The sequence below is a fragment of the Enterobacter sp. MF024 genome (genome assembly GCF_005843915.1).
GTDB classification, from domain to species: domain Bacteria; phylum Pseudomonadota; class Gammaproteobacteria; order Enterobacterales; family Enterobacteriaceae; genus Enterobacter; species Enterobacter barmai.
Genome location: NZ_VCBB01000018.1, coordinates 40,707 through 64,737, shown reverse-complemented (window position 1 = coordinate 64,737; position 24,031 = coordinate 40,707). Strand labels below are relative to the sequence as shown.

General features: G+C 58.2%; 23 protein-coding genes. 11 read left to right on the top strand and 12 right to left on the bottom strand.

What is annotated here, in order from left to right; translation table 11 throughout:
- Position 1 precedes the first annotated feature (1 nt).
- Entirely contained in the window at positions 2 to 1,276 is a 1,275-nt protein-coding gene (locus tag FFB58_RS20860; RefSeq protein WP_039032161.1) for an MFS transporter, read from the top strand.
- On the opposite strand, the gene rhaM is transcribed toward FFB58_RS20860, so the two are convergent.
- From rhaM to rhaB, 9 genes are all read right to left on the bottom strand, one after another.
- The gene (gene rhaM, locus FFB58_RS20855) at positions 1,264 to 1,578 is read right to left on the bottom strand and encodes an L-rhamnose mutarotase (protein WP_039032160.1); all 315 of its coding nucleotides are present in this window, start codon (positions 1,576 to 1,578) and stop codon (positions 1,264 to 1,266) included. The two genes, FFB58_RS20860 and rhaM, sit on opposite strands and share 13 nt — an antisense overlap.
- Positions 1,575 to 2,723, bottom strand: a complete 1,149-nt coding sequence (fucO, locus tag FFB58_RS20850) for a lactaldehyde reductase (RefSeq protein WP_138370904.1) — start codon at positions 2,721 to 2,723, stop codon at positions 1,575 to 1,577. The genes rhaM and fucO overlap by 4 nt, the downstream gene beginning before the upstream one ends.
- Positions 2,724 to 2,822: 99 nt before the next feature.
- Entirely contained in the window at positions 2,823 to 3,827 is a 1,005-nt protein-coding gene (locus tag FFB58_RS20845; protein WP_039032158.1) for an ABC transporter permease, read from the bottom strand.
- Entirely contained in the window at positions 3,824 to 4,828 is a 1,005-nt protein-coding gene (locus tag FFB58_RS20840) for an ABC transporter permease (protein WP_138370903.1), read from the bottom strand. The genes FFB58_RS20845 and FFB58_RS20840 overlap by 4 nt, the downstream gene beginning before the upstream one ends.
- The gene (locus FFB58_RS20835; protein ID WP_039032156.1) at positions 4,828 to 6,330 is read right to left on the bottom strand and encodes a sugar ABC transporter ATP-binding protein; all 1,503 of its coding nucleotides are present in this window, start codon (positions 6,328 to 6,330) and stop codon (positions 4,828 to 4,830) included. The genes FFB58_RS20840 and FFB58_RS20835 overlap by 1 nt, the downstream gene beginning before the upstream one ends.
- A 114-nt stretch (positions 6,331 to 6,444) precedes the next feature.
- Entirely contained in the window at positions 6,445 to 7,431 is a 987-nt protein-coding gene (gene rhaS / locus FFB58_RS20830) for a rhamnose ABC transporter substrate-binding protein (protein ID WP_032615332.1), read from the bottom strand.
- Between the two features lie 81 nt (positions 7,432 to 7,512).
- Positions 7,513 to 8,343 carry a rhamnulose-1-phosphate aldolase gene (gene rhaD / locus FFB58_RS20825; protein WP_138370902.1) on the bottom strand — a complete coding sequence of 277 codons (831 nt, stop codon included), beginning with the start codon at positions 8,341 to 8,343 and terminating at the stop codon, positions 7,513 to 7,515.
- A gap of 96 nt (positions 8,344 to 8,439) precedes the next feature.
- Entirely contained in the window at positions 8,440 to 9,699 is a 1,260-nt protein-coding gene (rhaA, locus tag FFB58_RS20820; RefSeq protein WP_138370901.1) for an L-rhamnose isomerase, read from the bottom strand.
- Entirely contained in the window at positions 9,696 to 11,165 is a 1,470-nt protein-coding gene (rhaB, locus tag FFB58_RS20815; protein WP_138370900.1) for a rhamnulokinase, read from the bottom strand. The genes rhaA and rhaB overlap by 4 nt, the downstream gene beginning before the upstream one ends.
- Before the next feature lie 303 nt (positions 11,166 to 11,468).
- Between rhaB and rhaS (FFB58_RS20805) the strand changes: the two genes are divergently transcribed.
- The 4 genes from rhaS (FFB58_RS20805) to yiiM all read left to right on the top strand — a co-directional run bounded on the left by rhaS (FFB58_RS20805) (position 11,469) and on the right by yiiM (position 14,794).
- Positions 11,469 to 12,305, top strand: coding sequence for an HTH-type transcriptional activator RhaS (rhaS, locus tag FFB58_RS20805; protein ID WP_039032152.1), 837 nt, complete (start codon positions 11,469 to 11,471; stop codon positions 12,303 to 12,305).
- 74 nt (positions 12,306 to 12,379) lie between these two features.
- Positions 12,380 to 13,228, top strand: coding sequence for an HTH-type transcriptional activator RhaR (gene rhaR / locus FFB58_RS20800; RefSeq protein WP_138370899.1), 849 nt, complete (start codon positions 12,380 to 12,382; stop codon positions 13,226 to 13,228).
- 185 nt (positions 13,229 to 13,413) lie between these two features.
- Positions 13,414 to 14,034 (top strand): superoxide dismutase [Mn], encoded by a 621-nt coding sequence (sodA, locus tag FFB58_RS20795; RefSeq protein WP_039032150.1) that lies wholly within the window; start codon positions 13,414 to 13,416, stop codon positions 14,032 to 14,034.
- A gap of 76 nt (positions 14,035 to 14,110) precedes the next feature.
- Positions 14,111 to 14,794 carry a 6-hydroxyaminopurine reductase gene (yiiM, locus tag FFB58_RS20790; protein WP_138370898.1) on the top strand — a complete coding sequence of 228 codons (684 nt, stop codon included), beginning with the start codon at positions 14,111 to 14,113 and terminating at the stop codon, positions 14,792 to 14,794.
- Positions 14,795 to 14,819: 25 nt separating this feature from the next.
- On the opposite strand, the gene cpxA is transcribed toward yiiM, so the two are convergent.
- Positions 14,820 to 16,193 (bottom strand): envelope stress sensor histidine kinase CpxA, encoded by a 1,374-nt coding sequence (gene cpxA / locus FFB58_RS20785; RefSeq protein ID WP_138370897.1) that lies wholly within the window; start codon positions 16,191 to 16,193, stop codon positions 14,820 to 14,822.
- On the bottom strand, positions 16,190 to 16,888 hold the full coding sequence (gene cpxR, locus FFB58_RS20780) for an envelope stress response regulator transcription factor CpxR (RefSeq protein WP_039032144.1): 699 nt from the start codon (positions 16,886 to 16,888) through the stop codon (positions 16,190 to 16,192). The genes cpxA and cpxR overlap by 4 nt, the downstream gene beginning before the upstream one ends.
- Positions 16,889 to 17,038: 150 nt before the next feature.
- On the opposite strand from cpxR, the gene cpxP reads away from it, so the two are divergent.
- The 6 genes from cpxP to FFB58_RS20750 all read left to right on the top strand — a co-directional run bounded on the left by cpxP (position 17,039) and on the right by FFB58_RS20750 (position 23,172).
- Positions 17,039 to 17,539 carry a cell-envelope stress modulator CpxP gene (gene cpxP, locus FFB58_RS20775; protein ID WP_138370896.1) on the top strand — a complete coding sequence of 167 codons (501 nt, stop codon included), beginning with the start codon at positions 17,039 to 17,041 and terminating at the stop codon, positions 17,537 to 17,539.
- Between the two features lie 153 nt (positions 17,540 to 17,692).
- Positions 17,693 to 18,598, top strand: a complete 906-nt coding sequence (gene fieF, locus FFB58_RS20770; protein ID WP_138370895.1) for a CDF family cation-efflux transporter FieF — start codon at positions 17,693 to 17,695, stop codon at positions 18,596 to 18,598.
- Between the two features lie 174 nt (positions 18,599 to 18,772).
- Entirely contained in the window at positions 18,773 to 19,735 is a 963-nt protein-coding gene (gene pfkA, locus FFB58_RS20765) for a 6-phosphofructokinase (protein ID WP_039032141.1), read from the top strand.
- 214 nt (positions 19,736 to 19,949) lie between these two features.
- Positions 19,950 to 20,939 (top strand): sulfate ABC transporter substrate-binding protein, encoded by a 990-nt coding sequence (locus FFB58_RS20760; RefSeq protein ID WP_138370894.1) that lies wholly within the window; start codon positions 19,950 to 19,952, stop codon positions 20,937 to 20,939.
- A 111-nt stretch (positions 20,940 to 21,050) separates the two neighbouring features.
- Positions 21,051 to 21,794 carry a CDP-diacylglycerol diphosphatase gene (locus tag FFB58_RS20755; RefSeq protein WP_138370893.1) on the top strand — a complete coding sequence of 248 codons (744 nt, stop codon included), beginning with the start codon at positions 21,051 to 21,053 and terminating at the stop codon, positions 21,792 to 21,794.
- A gap of 73 nt (positions 21,795 to 21,867) precedes the next feature.
- Entirely contained in the window at positions 21,868 to 23,172 is a 1,305-nt protein-coding gene (locus FFB58_RS20750) for an SLC13 family permease (protein ID WP_138370892.1), read from the top strand.
- An 81-nt stretch (positions 23,173 to 23,253) separates the two neighbouring features.
- Here FFB58_RS20750 and tpiA read toward each other — a convergent pair whose 3' ends face one another.
- A complete protein-coding gene (tpiA, locus tag FFB58_RS20745) occupies positions 23,254 to 24,021 on the bottom strand; it encodes a triose-phosphate isomerase (RefSeq protein ID WP_039032137.1) in 768 nt (255 codons plus the stop codon).
- Positions 24,022 to 24,031: the final 10 nt, after the last annotated feature.

The window sequence follows — 24,031 nt, the reverse complement described above, 5'->3', positions numbered from 1 at the left end:
AATGAACACGACTGCCTGTACCCACAAAGACAATCCGAACTTCTGGATCTTCGGATCGTTCTTCTTTCTCTACTTCTTCATCATGGCCACCTGCTTTCCGTTCCTGCCGATCTGGCTGTCGGATATCATCGGCCTGAATAAAACCCATACCGGGATTGTCTTCTCCTGCATCTCGCTCTCCGCCATCTCGTTCCAGCCGGTGCTGGGCGTGGTGTCCGACAAGCTGGGGCTGAAAAAACACCTGCTGTGGATCATCGCGGTGCTGCTGTTTCTGTTCGCGCCGTTCTTCCTCTACGTTTTCGCTCCGCTGCTGAAAACCAATATCTGGCTCGGGGCGCTGAGTGGCGGGCTCTATATCGGCTTTGTCTTCTCGGCGGGATCGGGCGCTATCGAGGCCTACATCGAGCGCGTAAGCCGCAACAGCTTCTTTGAATACGGCAAGGCGCGCATGTTCGGTTGCCTGGGCTGGGGGCTGTGCGCCTCGACGGGCGGCATCCTGTTCGGCATCGATCCTTCGTATGTGTTCTGGATGGGGTCCGCCGCGGCGCTGGTGCTGATGGTATTGTTGGTGGTGGCAAAACCGAAGCCCAACCAGACCGCCCAGGTGATGAACGCATTAGGCGCTAACCAGCCGCAGATCACCGTCAGAACGGTGATTAACCTGTTCCGCCAGCGCAAAATGTGGATGTTCATTCTGTACGTGATTGGCGTGGCCTGCGTGTATGACGTCTTCGATCAGCAGTTCGCCACCTTCTTTAAAACCTTCTTCGCCACACCGGAGGCGGGCACGCGGGCGTTTGGTTTTGCGACCACCGCGGGCGAAATCTGTAACGCCATCATCATGTTCTGCTCGCCGTGGATCATTAACCGCATTGGTGCGAAAAATACGCTGCTGATTGCCGGACTGATTATGGCAACGCGCATTATCGGGTCATCATTTGCCACCACCGCCGTGGAAGTGGTAGCCCTGAAGATGCTGCACGCGCTGGAAGTGCCTTTCCTGCTGGTGGGCGCATTTAAGTACATCACCGGGGTGTTCGATACCCGGCTGTCAGCGACCATCTACCTGATTGGCTTTAACTTTGCCAAGCAGCTGGCGGCGATTTTCCTCTCCGCCTTTGCCGGGAATATGTATGACCGGATCGGCTTCCAGGATACCTATCTGATGCTGGGCTGTTTTGTGCTGGCGATTACGCTGGTGTCGGCGTTTACGTTGAGCGGTAAGCGGGAGATCGCTGCCGCGAGCGCGGCAGCGTTAACACATCAGGCCAGGTAAAACACCTCTTTCAGCCCGGCGCTCACCGGGCTGTTATCCGGGTTAGAGGGCATCACTTCTCCCATATATTTCCACCAGCGCTGGCAGACATCGGTATTCGCCACCGCATTCCAGCGCTCTTCCGATTCAATCTCCACCGTGGCAAACAGCAGGTTACGCTCTTTATCGAGCCAGATGGCGTAGTGGTGCGCGCCGTGGTCTTTCAGCACCGCTTCCAGCTCGGGCCAGATCGGGTTGTGGCGACGTTCGTACTCCTCATGAGCGTCAGGGTTCACCTGCATCACAAAGGCTTTGCGGATCATAATGCCTCCAGATAGAGTTCGCGCACCTCGTCGCGGCTGGCGCTGCGCGGGTTGCAGGGGGCGCAAGGATCGGCGAGGGCTTTGTCGAGCCAGCCTTCGATATCGGCTTTGGTCACGCCCAGCTTGCTGAAGCCGGACGGGATCCCGACGCGGGTGCTCAGGGCGCGAATGGCGTTGATCGCCTCCATGCTGGCGGCTTCGTCGCTCATGTCGCGGGTATCCACGCCCATCGCCTGCGCCACGCGGGCAAAGCGTTCCACGGCGTTAGGGCGGTTAAAGTTTTCGATGATCGGCAGCAGGATGGCGTTGCAGACGCCGTGCGGCAGGTTATGCGTGGCGCCTGGCTGATGGGCCAGGGCATGCACCAGCCCCAGACCGGCGCTGTTAAAGGCCATCCCCGCCAGATACTGGCCGAAGGCCATCTGCTCCCGCGCCACGAGGTTGTGGCCGTTGTTGACCGCCTCCGGCAGCCAGTGGGCGATGAGGCGAATCGCCTCCAGCGCGTTGGCGTCGGTGAGCGGGTGGGCGCCGACGGAGACATAGGCCTCGATGGCGTGGGTCAGGGCATCCATGCCGGTGGCTGCCGTCACGGCGGCCGGAATATCGAGCATCACGCTGGCGTCATCCACGGCAATGTCCGGGATAATGTTCGGGTCGATGATCACCTCTTTGACCTGACGCGCCGAATCGATGATCACCGCGTTGCTGGTCATCTCTGCCGCCGTGCCTGCAGTGGTGTTGATCGCCACCAGCGGCACGCCGGGGTTGAGCACTTTGCCGACGCCGGAGTAAGCGGTAGACGGACCAGGATTGGCGGTGAGGATCTTAATCGCCTTGGCGGTGTCGATCGGGCTGCCGCCGCCGAAGGCAATAATGTAATCACACTGCCCATCCTGGAACGCGGCAAAGCCCTGCTGCACCAGCGCTTCCGTCGGGTTCGGGAACACCGCGTCGAACAGGTGATAAGACATCTGCTGCGCGTCGAGGGCGGTAAACAGGCTGTCGAGCAGGCCCATTTTCACCAGCTGACCGTCGGTGACAATCAGCGCGGTGCCCCACTGTTTGTTCGCCACCAGCTTAACCATATCGCCGATTGCGCCTGCGCCGTGCAGGCTGATTTTCGGCAGCGCCAACATAAAGCTCATGATAATTCTCCTTAATTACGGTGATTTTTATGCCCGGCGGCGCTGCGCTTGCACGGGCCTACGGTTCGTAGGCCGGGTAAACGCAGTGCCACCCGGCATTTAGATCCGTCTTCGCTGCATAATCCGGCGGGTGATGATCGGCAGGGAGATCACCACAATCAGCATCGCGCCGATAATCACCGACATCACGATGCCCGGCACGTTGAGCAGGCTCAGGCCGAAGGTGACCAGCCCCATCAGGAAGGCGGCGATAATCACGCCCACCATGCTGCCGGAACCGCCGAGAATATTGACCCCGCCGAGCACCGCCATGGTCACCACCGCCAGCTCCCAGCCCATCGCAATGGTCGGGCGGGTACTGCCCAGACGCGAGGTGAGCAGCACCGAGGCCAGCCCGGCCATCAGCCCCACCAGGGCAAAGAGGATCAGGTTGTGACGCTTGACGTTGATGCCGGAATACCATGCCCCGGTCGGGTTATTGCCGATGGCGTAGGTGCGACGCCCGAAGTTGGTTTTGTGCAGCACGAAGGCGAACACCGCCCCCAGCACGATAAACAGCGCGAACTCAAACGACAGCGCACCCCAGACGTATCCCTGGCCAAACCAGGCGAAGCTCTCCGGCCAGGTGTTTAACGCCTGGTCGCCCAGCAGGATGTAGGTGATGCCGCGATAGAGGCTCATGGTGCCGATGGTGATGACAATCGACGACAGGTTGAAGCGGGTCACCAGCAGACCGTTGAACAGCCCGCACAGCAGGCCCACGCCTAATCCCACGCAGACCAGCAACGGCGTATCCAGCCCGGCGGCCGCGCAAAAGCCCATCACCGTGGAGCTGAGCGCGATGGTGGAGGCCACCGACAGATCAATTTCACGGGCGATAATCAGCATCGCCATGGGCAGCACGATGATCGCTTTCTCGGTGAAGTTGAACGTGGCGTCCGACAGGTTCCAGATATTAAGGAAGTAAGGGGAGGCCAGCGCGTTGACCACGAACACGGCCAGGGTGACCGCCAGCAGAAAACCTTCCCAGCACAGCAGGCGCTGGAAAATGCCCGACGCAGCGGGCGTATTTTTGATCTCTTCAGACGTCATAATTTTACTCATGATCTCACCGCCTGTTTTTGACGTGCCAGCGCCGCATCGCGCAGGATCAGCCGTCCTTTGCGTTTGTTGCCGCGTTCATTGAGCAGCACCGCAATCACAATCACCGTCCCGGAAATCGCCATCTGCCAGAACGGCGACACGCCAATTACCGGCAGGGCGTTGTTGATGACCCCAAGGAACAGCGCGCCGCACAGGCAACCTAACACCCGGCCCGTACCGCCCATGGTGCTGATGCCGCCAATCACGCAGGCCGCCACCACCTGAAGCTCAAAGCCGTTCGCCACATCGACATAGGCCACCGCGAAGCGCGAGATCCACAGATAGCCGCAGAACCCGGCCAGCGCCCCGGAGAGGCAGAAGCTGACGAACTGCATTTTGCCGGCGTTAATCCCGGTGTAGTACGCCGCCGTGGCGTTACCGCCCGCCGTGTAGAGGGCGCGTCCGGTGCGGCTGTAGCGCAGGAAATAGCCCACCAGCAGCAGGGCGGCAATGGCGCACCAGCTCAGTACCGGTAAGCTCAGCACCGACGCACGCGGCAGGCCGAGGAAATCAGCCCCCATCTGGTTAGAGTTGACCCAGCCGCCGCCGGAGAGCAAAAAGATGATCCCGCGGTAGATGCTCATGGTGCCGAGCGTCACCACAATCGCAGGAATGCCCATCTTCCACACCAGCAGGCCGTTGATGACGCCCATCAGCAGGCCCAGAGCGGTGGCCAGGATCAGCAGCACCCAGACCGGCACCTCGGGATAGTTAAAGTTGATCAGGGCGACAATCATCCCGGTCAGGGCCAGGTTTGCCGCCATCGACAGGTCGATGCCTTTGGTCAGCAGCACCATCATCTGCCCGAGAGCGAGAATGACCAGAATCGAGGTGTCGTTAAACATCTCCACCAGGTTGCCCGGGGCGATAAACGACGGGACGCGGGTACCGATGGCGATGACCATCAGCACGATCACCGCCGCCAGCAGCGCTTCGCGGTGTTTAAGCAGTTGTTGCACCATTATGCGGCCTCCTGTCTGGCACCGCTGGCGGCGCTGACGATGGTTTCCGCCGTCGCGCCCCCCGCCTGGTATTCCGCCACCATTAACCCTTCATGCATGACGATAATTCTGTCGGCCATGCCCATCACTTCCGGCAGTTCGGAGGAGACCATGATCACCGCCAGCCCCTGACCTACCAGCTCGGACATAAACTGGTGCACCGCCGCCTTGGAGCCGATATCGATCCCTTTGGTCGGTTCATCGAGAATGATGACGTCCGGGTGGGTCGCCAGCCATTTGCCGATCACCACTTTCTGCTGGTTGCCGCCGGAAAGGGTCTCCACCGCCTGTTTCCAGCTAAAGGCTTTCACCTGCAGGCGTTTGGCGTATTCGTCCGCCAGTTGCCACTCGCGATCGTCGTTCAGCACGCCGTTGGCGTTGAGCTTGCTGAGCTGCGGCAGGCTGATGTTCTGCGCAATCGACAGCTCAATAATCGCCCCCTGCTTCTGGCGCTCTTCCGGCACGCAGACGATCCCGGCTTTGATGGCGTCCGCCGGCTGGCGGAAATGCTGTTCTTTACCGTTCAGCACAATGCTGCCGGAAGAGGGGCGCGAAACGCCGGAAAGCGCCTGCATCAGTTCGGTACGTCCGGCACCCACCAGCCCGTAGAAGCCGAGGATTTCGCCTTTGCGCAGGGTAAAGGAGATCCTGGCGAACTCGGTCGGATGGCAGAGATCCTTCACCTCCAGCACGGTGTCGCCTTTTTCGCATTCCACTTTCGGGAAGGTCTGGGTTATCGCGCGGCCCACCATCATCGCCACCATCCGCTCTTCGGTGATGTCGTTGATGGCCCCGGCGCCGACAAACACGCCGTCGCGCAGGATGGTGTAGTGATCCGCCAGCTCAAAAATCTCGTCGAACTTGTGGGAGATAAACAGGATGGCTTTTCCCTCCTGCTTTAAGCGTTCGACGATCTGGTAGAACTCGAGGATTTCGTGCTGGGACAGGGCGGCGGTGGGTTCATCGAGGATCACCACCTGGGCGTCAAACGACAGCGCCCGGGCGATCGCCACCATATGCCGCTGGGCGATGCTCAGGGTTTTCAGCGTCGCGCGCGGGTCAATCTGCACCTCCAGACGGGTGAGGATCGCCTGCGCCCGGCGGTGCATCTCCGGCCAGTCGAGCTTTTTGAAAATGCCTTTATAGAGGTACTGGCCGACAAAAATGTTTTCGGTGACCGACAGCTCATCGAACAGCACGGTCTCCTGGTGAATGGCGGTAATGCCCACCTTATGCGCCGAGTCGGGGGTCGGCAGCTGAATGGGGATCGCTTTATAGAGGATTTCGCCCGCGTCGGGCTGGTAAATGCCGGTCATCACTTTGACCAGCGTCGATTTGCCCGCGCCGTTTTCACCGATCAATGCGGTGACTTTGCCGGGCCAGAGCTCAAGCTGCACGTTCTCAAGGGCGCGCACACCAGGGAAAACCTTAGTAATGCCGTTGAGCGCCAATAATGGGGTCATGATAGTTCTCCGGAAATTCCATTACCCCTCACCCTAACCCTCTCCCCAAAGGGGAGAGGGAACAATTACACCCTCTCCACTATGGGGAGAGGGCCGGGGTGAGGGGCGAAGTTGTTAGAAGATTTTCGAGAACTTATCAATATTGCTGGCATCGTAAACAAACGGCTCAGCCATGGCGCCGCTGCCGTCGGCATCCAGCTTCACTTTACCCAGTTTGCCCATGCTGGCTTCCTCTTTGGTTGCCGTGCCTTTCACCAGGTCATCCGCTAAGTAGGTAGCGGCATACCCGAGGTCGATCGGGTTCCAGATGGCGAAGCTTTTGCTGGCGCCGGATTTCACCGCGCCGGCCATTTCAGACGGCAGTCCTAAGCCGGTGACGTACACCTTGCCGATTTTGCCCTGATCTTTCACCGCCTGCGCCGCCGCCACGATGCCCACCGACGATGGCGAGACGATCACTTTCAGGTCCGGGTAGGTTTTCAGCAGGCCCACCGCTTCGCGGTAGCTCTTGTCAGAGAGATCGTCGCCATAGGCCACGGTCACCAGATTGACGGACGGGTACTGCGGCAGCACCTTTTTCATCTCGGCAATCCAGGTGTTCTGGTTGGTGGAGGTTGGCGTGGCGCTCAGCACCGCCACGTCGCCTTTCTCCACGTTCAGCGCTTTCAGCGCCTCGGCTGCCAGCTTGACGTTGGTCTCGCCAATCAGCGCATTGTTAGACGGGTTGAGGTGGATCTGGCGACCGGCTTTCGCCACGCCGGAATCCCACGACACCACTTTGATCCCGCGCTGCATCGCTTTTTTCAGCACTGGCACCACGGCATCAGGATCGTTGGCGGAAATCGCGATCGCATCCACGCCCTGGGCGATCAACCCGTTCAGCACTTCGATCTGGGCTTCGGCGGTGGTGGTGGTCGGGCCGGTATAGATCACTTTTACATCACCCAACTCTTTGGCTGCCTCCTGGGCACCCACGTTTGCCGCTTCGAAGAAGCCATTACCTAACGATTTCGCCACCAGGGCGATTTTCACTTCAGCTAAAGCAGAACCGGACAACGCCAGGGCGGCAACGGTGAGGATCAAGCTTGTCTTTATTTTCATTGCTTTTACTCCACTTAATTGAGTTTTGTAGGGTTTGCAGGTGTAGGTTCGCCCCGTCCCGATGAGCGGGGCGCGATGTTCTTATTTGTACAGATCTAACGCTGACTGCACAGGGTTAACGCCAAAGCGTTTGCCCAGCGCAATCAGTTCTTCCCGGGTGATGGTCTGCTTCATGCCACCCATCGAATAGACTTTTACCAGCACTTCGGCAGATTTCTCGGCAGTGTCGATCAGACCAAAGGTCTCATCCAGCGTCGGGCCGCTGCCGAACACGCCGTGGAACGGCCACAGCACCAGGGAGCGTTTTTGCATCTCGGCCGCCGTGGCTTCGCCGATTTCGTCGGTACCCGGCACCATCCACGGCAGAATGCCTACGCCATCCGGGAACACCACCAGACACTCGGTGCTGCCTTCCCACAGCTGGCGGGTGATGACGTCTGAGTTGTTCTCCAGTACAAAAGTCAGGGCGATCAGGTTGGTGGCGTGACAGTGCATGATCACGCGATCTTTCCCATTGGTGGCCTTGATACGCTCGCAGTGGGAGAGGAAGTGGGCCGGCAGTTCAGAGGTTGGTACCGCTTCGTCAGTCAGCCCCCAAAGAATGTGGTAGCCCGCGCCGTCGCTGTCCACTTTTACCACCCCTAAATTCGCGGTGGGGTCGAGCTGCACGTTGCGGAAGAATTTGCCGGAACCGGTGACGATAAACGGCGTGTTGGCGAGCAGCGGCATCGGCTGGCTCAGGGCGATGTAGCGCGGTTTGGCGTGGAAATCCGCCTCAAACGGGGCGATATCCGCTTCATCCAGGCGCAGCGTCAGGTTGCCGCCGTTGCGCTCGTCCCAGCCTTTCAGCCAGGCGTCGGAGGTGGCTTTGATCATGCCCTGGACGAACCAGGATTGAGTGATGGTCTGCATTCTGTGTTTCCTTTGAAAATGCCCGGCGGCGCTTCGCTTGCCGGGCCTACAGCTAAACGTAGGCCGGGTAAGCGAAGCGCCACCCGGCAATGTTGTTTACTTGCGAATTCTGAGAACGTCCTGCTCGTACGCCCGGACGTTATCCAGCCACTGGCTGCCCGCCGGGGCATCGTTACGCTGGCAGTACATCTCCCATACCGCCTGCCACGGCAGTGATTTTTGCTCTTCCAGCAGGGCCAGGCGCGAGGTGTAATCCCCTGCGGCTTCCAGCGCGCGCAGCTCGGCGGTAGGCTCCAGCAGGGCGCGCAGCAGGGCTTTTTTCATGTTGCGGGTGCCGATAACCCATGCCGCGATGCGGTTGATAGAGGCGTCAAAGAAGTCGAGGCCGATGTGCACCCGGTCGAACAGGTCATGGCGGATAATCTCGCTGGCGATGGCCTGGGTTTCGTCATCCAGCAGCACCACGTGGTCGCTGTCCCAGCGCACCGGGCGGCTGACGTGCAGCAGCAGGTGCGGCACGTACAGCATCGCGGCGGAGATCTTGTCGGAAATCACTTCGGTTGGATGGAAGTGACCCGCATCCAGGCACAGCGCGGTCTGGCGGCTGGTGGCGTAACCCATGTAGAACTCGTTAGAGCCGACGGTGTAGCTTTCGGCGCCAATGCCGAACAGCTTGCTCTCCACGGCGTCGATGTGGTGCGCCGGGTTGAGTTTTTCGCTGATGATTTCATCCAGCGCCGCCAGCAGACGCTGACGCGGGGCGAGACGGTCAACGGTAATGTCTTTCATTCCGTCCGGGATCCAGATGTTCATCACCGACGGGGTGCCCAGCTGCTCACCAAAGTACGCCGACACGCGACGGCTGGCCTTCACGTGGTCAATCCAGAACTGGCGGATCTCGTCATCGGCGTGGGCGAGGGTGAACCCGTCGGCGCTCAGGGGATGCGAGAAGCAGGAGGGGTTAAAATCCAGCCCCAGCTTTTTGGTTTTCGCCCATTCAACCCAGTTCTTAAAATGTTCCGGCTTGATGGCATTACGCTCGACGGGCTCGTCGGACTCCAGATAGATGGCGTGCAGGTTCAGGCGTTTCGGGCCCGGGATCAGGCTCAGGGCCAGCTCCAGATCGGCACGCAGTTCGGCGGCGTTACGCGCCTTGCCCGGATAGTTACCGGTGGCCTGGATCCCGCCGGTCAGCGCGCCGCCAGGGTTCTCAAAACCGGCGACGTCGTCGCCCTGCCAGCAGTGCATAGAGACGGGCAGACGGTCGAGCTGACGCAGAGCCTCCTCGACATCCACGCCCACGGCGGCGAAACGCTGTTTAGCCAGTTCCCAGGCTTGTTCAAGTTGAGTGGTCATGCGCAAAGCTCCTTAGTCGGTCGTTGTTGCTGAAACTGCGCCTGGTAGCGGGCAATCTCATGATCGGGATTCGGGTTAAAGGTGGTCAGGCCGTAGTTGTCGGTCACCACCTGGCGGAACTGGTCGACGTTGGTCAATTCATCGAGAGTCATCAGCTGGATGCCGATATTGCCGAGGGTCGAGGCCTCAACCGGCCCGGCTAACACAGGAATGCCGCAGGCGTCGGCGCACAGCTGGTTGAGCAGCTGGTTCTGGCAGCCGCCGCCGACAATGTGCAGCTCGCTGAACGGCTTCCCGCGCAGGGTTGCCAGCTCGTGCAGCACCTCGGCATACAGCAGGGCGAGGCTGTCGAAGATGCAGCGCGCCAGTTCGGCGGCGCTCTCCGGCTCCGGCTGGGCGGTGTCGCGGCAGGCGGCCTGGATCTCGGCGCTCATGTTGGCCGGATTGATAAAGCGGTCGTCGTTGGGGTTGATCAGGAAACGGCACGCCGGCAGGGCTTCCGTCTCGCTAATCAGGGTCGCCAGGTCGCTGATGCGTTGCTCCTTCAGCACCCGCTGCAGCAGCCACAGGCCCATAATGTTTTTCAGCACCCGGTAGCGACCCTCTGCGCCGCCCTCGTTGGTGATGTTGGCCGCCAGGGCGCTATCGCTGGTATAAGGGGTTTTGCTCTCAAAGCCCATCAGCGACCAGGTGCCGGAGGAGAGATACGCCGCATCCTTTGAGGCCAGCGGCGCGGCAATCACCGCGCTGGCGGTATCGTGGCTGGCGACGGCCACCACCGGGATGGCATGTTTCTGCGGGCAGATCCAGTGACCAATCACATTGCCGGGATGGGTCGGGGTGCCAAACCAGTCGCGCGGCGCGCCGGTCCAGCGGAGCAGGTTCTCGTCCCAGTTATCGGAATTGATGTTCACCAGCTGGGTGGTGGTAGCGTTGGTATATTCCCAGTTCATCTGGCCGGTGAGGCGGTAGCTGAAGTAGTCCGGGATCAGCAGGGCGTGGGCGACGTTCGCCACCAGCTCCGGCTGCTGTTCCACCAGGGCGCGCAGCTGATAGAGCGTATTAAAGGGCAGGAACTGAATGCCGCTGCGGCCATAGATCTCCGCTTTGCCGAGCTGCTCCAGGGCGTGGGTCATCACTCCGTCGGTGCGGTCATCGCGGTAGGAGACCGGCAGGCCCACGCGCTGGCCGTTGCTGTCCAGCAGCACGTAATCCACGCCCCAGGTATCAATCCCGATGCTGTCGATGCGAATGCCTTCTTCACATACCTTATTCAGCCCGGCGCGGATCTCCGCTTCCAGAGTGTCGATATCCCAGCAGTCAAAACCATCCTGCTTTTGCAGGCAGTTAATGAAACGGTGGATTTCGCGAAGCACAAGCGTGCGCTCCTCGCGGTGGTAGCTTGCCAGCATCACCCGGCCGCTGGAGGCACCTAAATCGACAGCCACACAATGGCGGAAAGTCATGGTCCGATCCTTATTGAAGTCATTGCCGGTGAGTGTAAAAAAGGGAAGGGAAAGCGACCTTCTTGCCACTGACAGCGCATTTCAGGCGCTGGCAAGAATTCAAAGATGAACGTGAGAGAGTTCACAATTTCGGTTTTTAGCGGCAAAAACAGGTGGTGTGACGGTGTCCGCATTTCCTGATCTTTCCCGCCGTTTCTTGAAAAAGCGACAGGGTTTGCGCCATTTGCTGTCGAAAATTTAAGGTGAGCCGGGGAACCCTAAATTACTATTTTGAGAACTCTTATCATCTGGTGGTGACCCGTTATGACCGTACTGCACAGCGTGGATTTTTTCCCTTCAGGCCACTCGCCTGTGGCGATTGAGCCGCGGCTGCCCCAGGCTGCGTTTCCGGAACATCATCATGATTTTCATGAGATTGTGATCGTGGAGCACGGGACGGGCATCCATGTCTTTAACGGGCAGCCGTACACCATCAGCGGCGGGACGGTGTGCTTTGTGCGCGATCACGACCGGCACATGTACGAACATACCGACAACCTGTGCCTGACTAACGTGCTGTATCGCTCTCCGGAAGCGTTCCAGTTTTTGTCGGGATTAAACCAGCTGTTGCCTCAGGAGCAGGATGGCCACTACCCGTCGCACTGGCGGGTGAACCAGGCCACGCTGCAACAGGTGCGCCAGCTGGTAAGCCAGATGGAGCAGTCGGAAGAGGGCCAGGAGACTCACGCCCTCGCCAGCCGCGAAATCCTGTTTATGCAGCTGCTGGTGCTGCTGCGCCGGGGCAGTCTGGTGGAAGGGGCCGCGAATAACGACGCCCGGCTCAATCAGCTGATGGCCTGGCTGGAAGATCACTATGCGGAAGATGTCTGCTGGGAGACGCTGGCGGATAACTTCTCGCTGTCGCTGCGCACCCTGCATCGTCAGCTGAAGCAGCACACCGGTCAGACGCCCCAGCGCTACCTGAACCGTCTGCGGCTGATCAAAGCCCGCCATTTGCTGCGCCATACCGATGACAGCGTCACGGATATCGCTTATCGCTGCGGTTTTGGCGACAGTAACCACTTTTCGACGCTGTTTCGCCGAGAGTTCAACTGGTCGCCGCGCGATATTCGCCAGGGCCGGGATGCCTCCCTTCAGTAACGCGAGGAAAATCACCGTTTTATTGCCGCAAAGCGGGTAATAATGTCAGGTTATTCCCCGGTAGAGGTTGTGACGTGGCAGGACAGTTGATTCTTCGCAGAGCCGATTTTTTTGCATCCGCTGCTCAGGCCGTCGCGGTGGCGGACCGCTATCCGCAAAATGTCTTTGCCGAACACACCCATGATTTCTGCGAGCTGGTGCTGGTGTGGCGCGGCAACGGCCTGCATATCCTCAACGATCGCCCTTATCGCATCACCCGCGGCGACCTGTTTTATATCCGCGCCGAGGACAAACACTCCTACGCCTCGGTGAACGATCTGGTGCTGCAGAACATCATCTACTGCCCCGACCGGCTGAAGCTCAACGTGGACTGGGGGGCCAACATCCCCGGCTTTCTGAACGCCCGTGGCGCGCCGCACTGGCGGCTCGGCAGCAACGGCATGGCTCAGGTGCGCCAGGTCATCGCCCAGCTGGAGCAGGAGAGCCTGAAGGACGACCCTCATGCGTTTGAACTGGCGGAACTGCTGTTTGCCCAGCTGACCATCATGCTCAGGCGCTACCGCTACGCCCCGGATAACCCCGAAGCCAGCGAGCCGGAAGCGCTGCTGGATAAGCTCATCACCGCCCTTTCCGGCAGCCTGAACCGCAGCTTTGTGCTGGAGAAGTTTTGCGAGCAGGAGCAGTGCAGCGAGCGCGCCCTGCGCCAGCAGTTTCGTACCCAGACCGGCATGACGGTCAACCACTATCTGCGCCAGTTGCGCATCTGCCATGCGCAGTATCTGCTGCAGCATACCGAGCTGATGGTCAGCGAAGTGGCCATGCAGTGCGGCTTTGAGGACAGCAACTACTTCTCGGTGGTGTTTAACCGCGAGGTGGGGATGACGCCGGTTCAGTGGCGTCATCGCAGCCATAACGCAGCGTAATAGAATATTCACCAACCCCCTGAGTTCTCCACACGCCCCGCCAGATCAGTGACATAACGAAAAGTTATAACCTTATTAAAACTACGGCATTGATAAACATTTTCAATATCATTTAATTAACTATAATGAACCAACTGCTTACGCGGCATTAACACGTTTGCCGCCCGACAATAATGGAGATGATTATGAGCTATACCCTGCCATCCCTGCCGTACGCTTACGACGCCCTTGAGCCGCATTTCGACAAGCAGACGATGGAGATCCATCACACCAAACACCACCAGACTTACGTTAACAACGCCAACGCGGCGCTGGAAAGCCTGCCAGAATTCGCCAACCTGTCTGCTGAAGAGCTGATCACCAAACTGGATCAACTGCCAGCTGACAAGAAAACCGTACTGCGTAACAACGCGGGCGGCCACGCTAACCACAGCTTCTTCTGGAAAGGCCTGAAAACCGGCACTACCCTGCAGGGCGACCTGAAATCCGCTATCGAGCGCGACTTCGGCTCCGTTGAGAACTTCAAAGCTGAGTTCGAAAAAGCGGCTGCTACCCGTTTCGGCTCTGGCTGGGCGTGGCTGGTTCTGAAAGGCGACAAGCTGGCGGTCGTTTCTACTGCTAACCAGGACTCCCCGCTGATGGGCGAAGCGATCTCTGGCGCATCCGGTTTCCCAATCGTGGGCCTGGACGTGTGGGAACACGCTTACTACCTGAAATTCCAGAACCGTCGCCCGGACTACATCAAAGCCTTCTGGGACGTTGTAAACTGGGACGAAGCTGCGGCACGTTTCGCTGCTAAAAAATAAGGTTGCAAAGCCTTCTGTGAGAAGCGAGTCTGATGACTCGCTTTTTTTATACCCACAATCTGCACAAGGAGCCGCGATGGACTATCACGTTAATGTATTCACCGGAAAAATAAGGGACTACAAGGGTAGCCGCCCGAGCGCGATTGCCAAACTGCAGGTTGATGGCGAACTGACGTTAACCGAGCTGGGTCTGGCGGGCGATGAGCAGGCGGAAAAGAAAATCCACGGCGGGCCAGAGCGCGCGCTGTGCCACTATCCGCGTGAACATTATCAGCACTGGGCGAGCGAATATCCCGCTCAGGCCGATCTGTTCGTCGCTCCGGCGTTTGGCGAAAACCTGTCAACCGAGGGGCTGACGGAGAAGAACGTCTTTATCGGCGATATCTTTCGCTGGGGCGAGGCCCTGATCCAGGTGACCCAGCCGCGTTCCCCTTGCTTCAAGCTCAACTTCCATTTCGGCATTAACGACATGGCCACGCAAATGCAGAACGCGGCGAAAACCGGCTGGCTCTATCGCGTGGTGCTGGCAGGGCAGGTATCGGCGGATGCGCCGCTGACGCTCGTCTCCCGCCTGAGCGACGTATCGGTGCATGACGCCTGCGCCATCGCCTGGCATATGCCGTTTGACGACGAACAGTATCAGCGCCTGCTGTCTGCGGCGGGCCTGTCGACCAGCTGGACGCGAACCATGCAGAAGCGGCGCCTTAGCAACAAGATTGAAGACAATTCCCGGAGATTGTGGGGTAACCAGGCCGGGTAAGCGAAGCCGCCACCCGGCACAACAGTTACGAACGTTTGTAGAGCGGCAGCCAGAGGGTTAAGCGTAATCCCCCCAGCGGGCTGTCGTCCGCTTTGACCCAGCCGCGATGCTGCTGCATGGCGGTCTCGACAATCGCCAGACCCAGCCCGGTGCCGCCAGATTCACGGTCGCGGGCTTCGTCGGTACGGTAGAACGGACGGAAAATCTGCTCACGATCTTCCGGGCTGACGCCAGGACCATCGTCATCCACGTTAATGGTGATGCCGTCTTTATCCACCGAGAACGCCACCTCGATTTTGGTATGCGAATAGCGCAGGGCGTTACGGACGATATTCTCCAGCGCGCTTTCCAGCGTGTTGGGGTTACCGTACAGCGGCCACGGGCCCGGCGGGAAGTTGACGGTGAAGGATTTCCCCATCTGCTCCGCTTCGAATGCCGCGTTATCCAGCACCTCATGCCACAGGTGGTTGGCTTTCACCTTTTCGCTGACCAGGGCGTTTTTCTGCTGATTGCGCGACATCACCAGCAGGTCGTTGATCATGCTGTCCAGACGGTGCGCCTCCGTTTCGATACGCTCCAGCTCCTTGCTCTCACCGCTGCGACGACGCAGCAGGGCGGTACCCAGCTGCAGGCGCGTTAACGGAGTGCGCAGTTCGTGGGAGATATCCGAGAGCAGGCGCTGCTGGGTGGTCATCATCCGCTCCAGCGCCGTTACCATCTGATTAAAGCTGGCACCCGCCGCCAGGAACTCCTGCGGCCCGGCTTCCAGCTCAGGATGCTGTCGCAGGTTGCCCTGCGCCACTTCATCCGCAGCGTTTTTCAGTTTGCGAGCCGGCTTCGCCAGACTCCAGGCGAGCCATAACAACAGCGGTGAACTCACCAGCATTGTGACAATCAGCAGCAACAGCGGGCGGTCGAACAGCAGGTTGATAAAGTCGGACTGGGAACTGCTCGCCGGGCGAATCAGGTAGAGCTGGTAATTATCCTCCCCGTCATTGACGGAGAACGGCCCCACCATCTCCACACGACCGTATTTCTTCTTCTGCGGATGATCGGCGTTATCGGCCTGGCCAATGAAGTTACGGATGATCTGCATTTCATTGCGGTCCGCACCAATCACGCGGCCTTCGCTGGTGACCAGCAGCAGGCGCTGCCCGGGAGGCGCCCATTTTTCAATCGCGCGAAACAGCCTGCGCCACCACATCAAATCATTGGGCGGATCGATGGCCAGCTCTGCTTCTACGTGTTGCTCGATCATCACACCCTGACGTTGCTCGCTATCAAGGAGCTCCGTCATCTGGCGTGAGTCGAGTTTTGGCAACATCAAAACCAGCATTAAAACCAGTGCCAGCGTCAGCCAGAAAATGGCGAAGATGCGGGCGGTTAAGCTGCCTATCATGAAGCGGAAACCATCAGATAACCGCGTCCACGCAGGGTTTTAAACCACGGGTGACCGTCTTTGCGTTCCGGCAATTTACGGCGCAGGTTGGAAATGTGCATATCAATGGCGCGGTCGAACGGCGTCAGGCGTTTACCCAGCACTTCCTGGCTCAGATGTTCACGTGATACCACCTGGCCGAGATGCTGTGCCAGCAGGTAGAGCAGGGTGAATTCGGTGCCGGTCAGCTCCAGCGCCTGGCCGTCAAAGCTGGCTTCCTGGCGGCCTGGGTTCAGGCTCAGGGAGTCCACTTCGAGCGTAGGTGAGCCGTTGTCGGTGTTCTGCTGCTGCTCGCTCCAGTGGGAACGGCGCAGGATCGCACGAATACGGGCAACCAGTTCGCGGTCGTTAAAAGGTTTAGGCAGATAGTCATCCGCGCCCAGCTCAAGGCCGAGTACGCGGTCAAGTTCGCTGCCGCGTGCGGTCAGCATAATGACAGGTGTCTGGTGTGTCTGGCGTAGCTCTTTAAGGGTGTCGATACCGTTTTTCTTCGGCATCATGACGTCGAGCAAAAGCAAGTCGATGCTATCGTCGAGTAGACTCAGCGCCTGTTCCCCATCATGGGCAACCGACACGTCAAAGCCTTCCATGTCGAGCAACTCCTTTAAAAGGGATGTCAGCTCTCGGTCATCATCAACTAACAGGATTTTATTCATTGTTTAAATACCTCCGAGGCAGAAATTACGTCATCAAGGCTCTCTAATCCATGACTTTACGTTGTTTTACACCCCCTGACGCATGTTTGCAGCCTGAATCGTAGACTGTCTCTCGTTGAATCGCGACACGAAAGATTTTGGGAGTAAGTGATGCGCATAGTTACCGCTGCCGTCATGGCCTCAACGCTGGCGTTTAGTGCATTTAGCCAGGCTGCTGGAGCTATCACCGGCGATAACCGTTCCTCAGCAGAGGGTATTGCGCAGCAAAGCGGCCAGGGCCATATGTTTGACGGCATAAGTTTAACCGAACATCAGCGTCAACAGATGCGAGATCTGATGCAGCGGGCCCGGCATGACCAGCCCCCTGTTAATGTTAGCGAAATGGAGACAATGCATCGCCTTGTCACCGCAGAAAATTTTGACGAAAACGCTGTACGCGCTCAGGCAGATAAGATGGCGCAGGAACAGGTTGCCCGCCAGGTCGAGATGGCACGGGTCCGCAACCAGATGTTTCACCTGCTAACGCCAGAGCAGCAAGCGGTTTTGAACCAGAAACACCAGCAACGTATGGATCAGTTGCGCGAGGTTGCACGGATGCAGAAGAACGCCGAATCGACGCTTTTTAGTAGCAATACCCGTAGTAACCAGTAGACCCTGTTTTCCTTGCCATAGACACCATCCCTGTCTTCCCCCTCATGATGAGGGGGTTTTTTTTGCCCATCATTAAAATGCGTTAACCCTTTATTCATCTTATTGACTCCCCTGCATCCGTTATACTAGCGGCATAGCATGACAGGAGTGTTTATGAATCAATCCTATGGACGGCTGGTCAGCCGGGCCGCAATCGCCGCGACGATCATGGCGTCGTGCCTGTTAGTGATTAAAATCTTCGCGTGGTGGTATACCGGTTCGGTCAGTATTCTGGCGGCGCTGGTCGACTCCCTGGTGGATATTGCCGCCTCGGTCACTAACCTCTGGGTGGTGCGCTACTCTCTGCAGCCGGCAGATGAAGAGCATACCTTTGGCCATGGCAAAGCGGAGTCGCTGGCGGCGCTGGCGCAAAGTATGTTTATCTCCGGTTCGGCGCTGTTTCTCTTTTTGACCGGTATTCAGCACCTGTATACCCCGTCGCCAATGAAAGATCCCGGCGTTGGCGTAGTGGTGACAATAATTGCACTTATAAGCACATTAGTTCTGGTAACGTTCCAGCGCTGGGTGGTACGCAAAACCCAAAGTCAGGCGGTACGGGCGGATATGCTTCATTATCAGTCTGATGTTATGATGAACGGCGCGATTCTTATTGCGCTCGGTCTGGCCTGGTATGGCTGGCACCGGGCCGATGCGCTGTTTGCGTTAGGGATTGGATTCTATATTTTATACAGTGCGTTACGTATGGGGTACGATGCGGTGCAATCGCTGCTCGATCGCGCACTGCCAGACGCAGAACGGCATGATATCTTTGAAATTGTGACCTCCTGGCCAGGCGTCAGTGGCGCTCACGATCTTCGCACGCGGCAGTCAGGGCCGACCCGCTTTATTCAGATTCATTTAGAAATGGAAGATAACCTGCCGCTCGTTCAGGCACATCTGGTGGCTGAACAGGTTGAGCAGGCGATTTTGCAGCGTTTCCCGGGGTCAGACGTCATTATTCACCAGGATCCCTGCTCAGTCGTACCTAAGCCAGGCAATGGACATTTTGAGCTTTCGTAATTCGTTGTAAAAAAGTGAACCAGGGCAGCATTTTGTGGAAAAATAACCGCCATTTGGTCTGACCTGAATCAATTCAGCTGGAAGTGGTTGATATACTATTTGCAGTATTCGTTGGTCGATAGACGTCTTCCGGCAACAGATTTCATTTTTGCATTCCTAAGTTCAGAGGTAGTCATGATTAAGAAAATCGGTGTGTTGACAAGCGGCGGTGATGCGCCCGGCATGAACGCAGCAATTCGTGGCGTGGTTCGTGCTGCGTTGACGGAAGGTCTGGAAGTTTTTGGTATCTATGACGGTTATCTGGGCCTGTATGAAGATCGTATGGTGCAGCTCGACCGCTACAGTGTTTCCGACATGATTAACCGTGGCGGCACCTTCCTGGGCTCCGCACGCTTCCCGGAATTCCGCGACGAGCGCATCCGTGAAGTGGCTATCGAGAACATGAAAAAACGTGGTCTGGACGCGCTGGTTGTTATCGGCGGCGACGGCTCCTACATGGGTGCAAAACGCCTGACTGAAATGGGCTTCCCGTGCATCGGTCTGCCAGGCACCATCGACAACGACATCAAAGGTACCGACTACACCATCGGTTACTTCACTGCGCTGGGTACCGTTGTTGAAGCGATTGACCGTCTGCGCGACACCTCTTCTTCTCACCAGCGTATCTCTATCGTTGAAGTAATGGGCCGCTACTGTGGCGACCTGACCCTGGCGGCAGCCATTGCTGGTGGCTGTGAGTTCGTGGTGGTTCCGGAAGTGGAATTCAGCCGTGAAGACCTGGTGGCAGAAATCAAAGCCGGTATCGCCAAAGGTAAGAAACACGCTATCGTTGCCATCACCGAGCACATCTGCGACGTGGACGAGCTGGCGAAGTACATCGAAACCGAAACCAAACGCGAAACCCGCGCTACCGTTCTCGGCCACATCCAGCGCGGCGGCTCACCGGGTCCTTACGACCGTATCCTGGCTTCCCGTATGGGTGCCTACGCGATTGAGCTGCTGCAGCAGGGCTTCGGCGGTCGTTGCGTCGGTATTCAGAACGAAAAACTGGTTCACCATGACATCATCGACGCTATCGAAAACATGAAGCGTCCGTTCAAAGGTGACTGGCTAGACTGCGCGAAAAAGCTTTACTAATCAGCCTCTTGTTGCCGGGTGGCGGCTGCGCCTTACCCGGCCTACAAAAGCAGGGTTCGTAGGCCCGGATCGCTGTGCGCCACCGGGCTTTTTTCTGTGCACAATACTGCTTTTTATTCCCGCAAGTTATAGCCAATCTTTTTTTATTCTTTAATCATTGGTTTGCTTTCTGGCACGCTGCATTCATCAAACACAACATTAAGAGAGTTGGACGATGAACAAATGGGGCGTGGGGTTAACTTTATTGCTGGCATCGACCAGCGTTCTGGCAAAGGATATCCAGTTACTGAACGTGTCTTACGATCCGACGCGTGAGCTGTACGACCAGTACAACAAAGCGTTCGCCGCACACTGGAAACAGGAAACCGGCGATAACGTCGTGATCCGCCAGTCTCACGGCGGCTCCGGCAAGCAGGCGACCTCGGTGATTAACGGTATCGAAGCCGACGTCGTGACCCTGGCGCTGGCGTATGACGTGGATGCCATTGCAGAACGCGGCCGTATCGATAAAAACTGGATCAAACGCCTGCCGGACAACTCTGCACCTTATACCTCCACCATCGTGTTCCTGGTGCGCAAAGGCAACCCGAAACAGATCCATGACTGGAACGATCTGGTTAAGCCGGGCGTGTCGGTCATCACCCCGAACCCAAAAAGCTCTGGCGGCGCACGCTGGAACTATCTGGCGGCATGGGGTTACGCCCTGCACCATAACAATGGGGATCAGGCCAAGGCTCAGGAGTTCGTAAAAGCGCTGTTTAAGAACGTCGAAGTGCTGGATTCCGGTGCGCGCGGCGCGACTAACACCTTCGTTGAACGCGGCATTGGCGATGTGCTGATTGCGTGGGAAAACGAAGCGCTGCTGGCAACCAACGAGCTGGGCAAAGACAAGTTTGAAATCGTCACTCCAAGCGAATCCATTCTGGCTGAGCCAACCGTCTCCGTTGTCGACAAAGTAGTGGACAAGAAAGGCACCCAGGCCGTGGCTGAAGCCTACCTGAAGTACCTTTACACCCCGGAAGGCCAGGAGATCGCCGCGAAGAACTTCTACCGTCCTCGTGATGAGGCGGTGGCGAAGAAATATGAGAACGCGTTCCCGAAACTGAAGCTGTTCACTATCGATCAGGTCTTCGGCGGCTGGACGAAAGCGCAGAAAGATCACTTCTCGAATGGCGGCACCTTCGATCAGATCAACCAGCGTTAATCGTCTCTTAAAGAACGACACGGTGACCCGGTGCGAGAAATCCGCCGGGTTTTTTATTTGGTCATCTTTATGCGTTACTCTTTCACTTCAAATGGATACAGGTAACGCGCTGTGAAAAAAATAATCGTGCTGGTGCTGGTTATCATCGTACTCGCTGCGGGCGGCTGGCTGTGGATGAAAACGGGTAACCCAAATGCGCTACGGCATATTGTTCTTGACCAGTGTGTGCCCAATCAGATGCAAAACCGTAACCCGGCACCCTGCGCGCAGGTTAAGACGGATGCGGGATATGTGGTGTTTAAAGACCGCAACGGGCCGCTGCAGTATCTGCTGATGCCAACGTACCGCATCAACGGTACCGAAAGCCCGCTTCTGATCGAGGCTCATACGCCGAATTTCTTCTGGCTGGCGTGGCAGTCGCGCAACTTTATGAGCATGAAGCGGGGGAGCAGCGTGCCTGACAGCGCGGTTTCGCTGACCATCAACTCCCCGACCGGGCGCACGCAAAACCATTTTCATATCCACATCTCCTGCCTGCACCCGGACGTGCGCGAGAAGCTCAATGCGAATCAGGGCCAAATCAGCACCCAGTGGCTGCCGTTCCCCGGCGGGCTGGAAGGGCATGAGTATCTGGCGCGTCGGGTAACGGAGGCTGAGCTGGTGAAGCGCAGTCCGTTTATGATGCTGGCAGAAGAGCTGCCGGAAGCGCGCGACCATATGGGGCGTTTTGCGCTGGCGATGGCGCAGCAGTCCGACGGGTCGTTTGTGCTGCTGGCAACCGAGCGAAATCTGCTGACGCTTAACCGCGCATCTGCTGAGGAATTGCAGGATCATCAATGCGATATCCTGAATTGACCCCACCATAAATAGCGTTTACTCGCCCTGCCTGTCGCCGTAGACTTGCTGAAAAATTCTACAGGAGACAGGTATGTCGCTCTGGTTAACTCATCCGCTGTTTCTGCCCTCGCTGATCGTCGGCGTCACTATTGTGCTCTGGGCCACCTCGCTGCTGCCGGAATTTATCACCGCGCTGCTGTTTTTTACCGCGGCGATGATCGCCAGAATTGCGCCGCCGGAGGTGATCTTCGGCGGTTTTGCGTCGTCGGCGTTCTGGCTGGTATTCAGCGGGTTTGTGCTGGGCGTGGCGATCCGCAAAACCGGGCTGGCGGACAGGGCGGCGCGGGCATTATCCTCCAGGCTGACCGACTCCTGGCCGCTGATGGTGGCAAGCGTGGTGCTGCTCACCTATGCGCTGGCGTTTGTTATGCCTTCCAACATGGGGCGTATTGCCCTTCTGATGCCCATTGTGGCGGCGATGGCGAAGCGGGCGGGCATTGCCGACGGCTCCCGGGCATGGTTCGGCCTGGCGCTGGCGGTGGGGTTTGGCACCTTCCAGCTGTCGGCCACTATCCTGCCTGCCAACGTGCCCAATCTGGTGATGAGCGGGGCGGCGGAAGGCTCATACGGGATCCATCTCAACTATGTTCCGTACCTGCTGCTGCATACCCCGGTGCTGGGGATCCTCAAGGGCCTGATTCTGATCGGCCTGATTTGCTGGCTGTTCCCCGGTGAGCCCAAACCGGCGCAGGATCTGACTCCGTCGGAGCCCATGGGCCGCGACGAAAAACGCCTCGCCTGGCTGCTGGCGGTGGTGCTGGTGATGTGGATGACCGAAAGCTGGCACGGCATCGGCCCGGCGTGGACGGGGCTTGCGGCGTCGATTGTGGTGATGCTGCCGCGCGTGGGTTTTATTACCGGGGAGGAGTTCTCGGCCGGGGTGAATATGCGCACCTGTATCTACGTGGCGGGCATTCTGGGGCTGGCGATCACCGTGACGCAGACCGGGATTGGCAATGCCGTGGGTGAGGCGTTGATGCGGGTGATGCCGCTGGATGCCGACGCGCCGTTCACCAGTTTCCTCGCGCTGACCGGCATCACCACCGCGCTGAACTTCATCATGACTGCCAACGGCGTGCCGGCCCTGTACACCACGCTGGCGCAAAGCTTCTCGGATGCCACCGGCTTTCCGTTATTATCGGTGATCATGATTCAGGTGCTGGGGTATTCCACGCCGCTGCTGCCGTATCAGGCGTCGCCGATTGTGGTGGCGATGGGGCTGGGAAGGGTGCCTGCGCGGGCGGGGATGCTGCTCTGTCTGGCGCTGGCGGTGGCAACGTATCTGGTGCTGCTGCCGCTGGATTATCTGTGGTTTAGCATGTTGGGACGGCTGTAAAAAAGCCCGGTGGCGCTGGCGCTTACCGGGCCTACAGAACCGTAGGGCGGGTTAGCGAAGCGCCACCCGCCACAAAGGCAATTACGCCTTTTTAGCGGCTTCTGCTGCTTTAACGATCACCGCGAAAGCGTCTGCTTTCAGGGATGCGCCGCCAACCAGCGCGCCGTCGATGTCCGGCTGGGTGAACAGCTCTGCGGCGTTCGCTGCGTTTACGGAACCGCCGTACTGGATGATCACTTGCTCAGCAACTTTCGCGTCTGCTTTCGCAATGTGGTCACGGATGAATTTGTGAACGGCCTGAGCCTGTGCTGGGGTTGCAGATTTGCCGGTACCGATCGCCCATACTGGCTCGTAAGCGATGACCGCGCCTTCAAACGCTGCCGCGCCCTGAGTGGTCAGCACTGCGTCGATCTGACGTGCGCACACTTCTTCAGTTTTGCCCGCTTCGTTTTCTGCTTCGGTTTCACCGATGCACAGAACCGGGATCAGACCCTGCTCTTTCAGCACCGCGAATTTCTTAGCGATGAACTCGTCGGACTCTTTGTGATAGGTGCGACGCTCAGAGTGGCCGATGATGATGTATTTCGCGCCGATATCTTTCAGCATTTCAGCGGAGGTTTCACCGGTGAACGCGCCAGACAGGTTAACGTCAACGTTCTGAGCACCCAGAACGATGTGGCTGCCGTCAGCCGCTTTCTTAGCCATATCCAGGTACATGTCCGGCGGAGCGATAGCAACAGCACAGCCAGTCACGCCAGCCAGCTCTTTACGCAGGTTAGCTACCAGTTCGTTTACCATGTGGCGGCTGCCGTTCAGTTTCCAGTTACCCATCACTAAAGGATGTCGCATTTCAATTCTC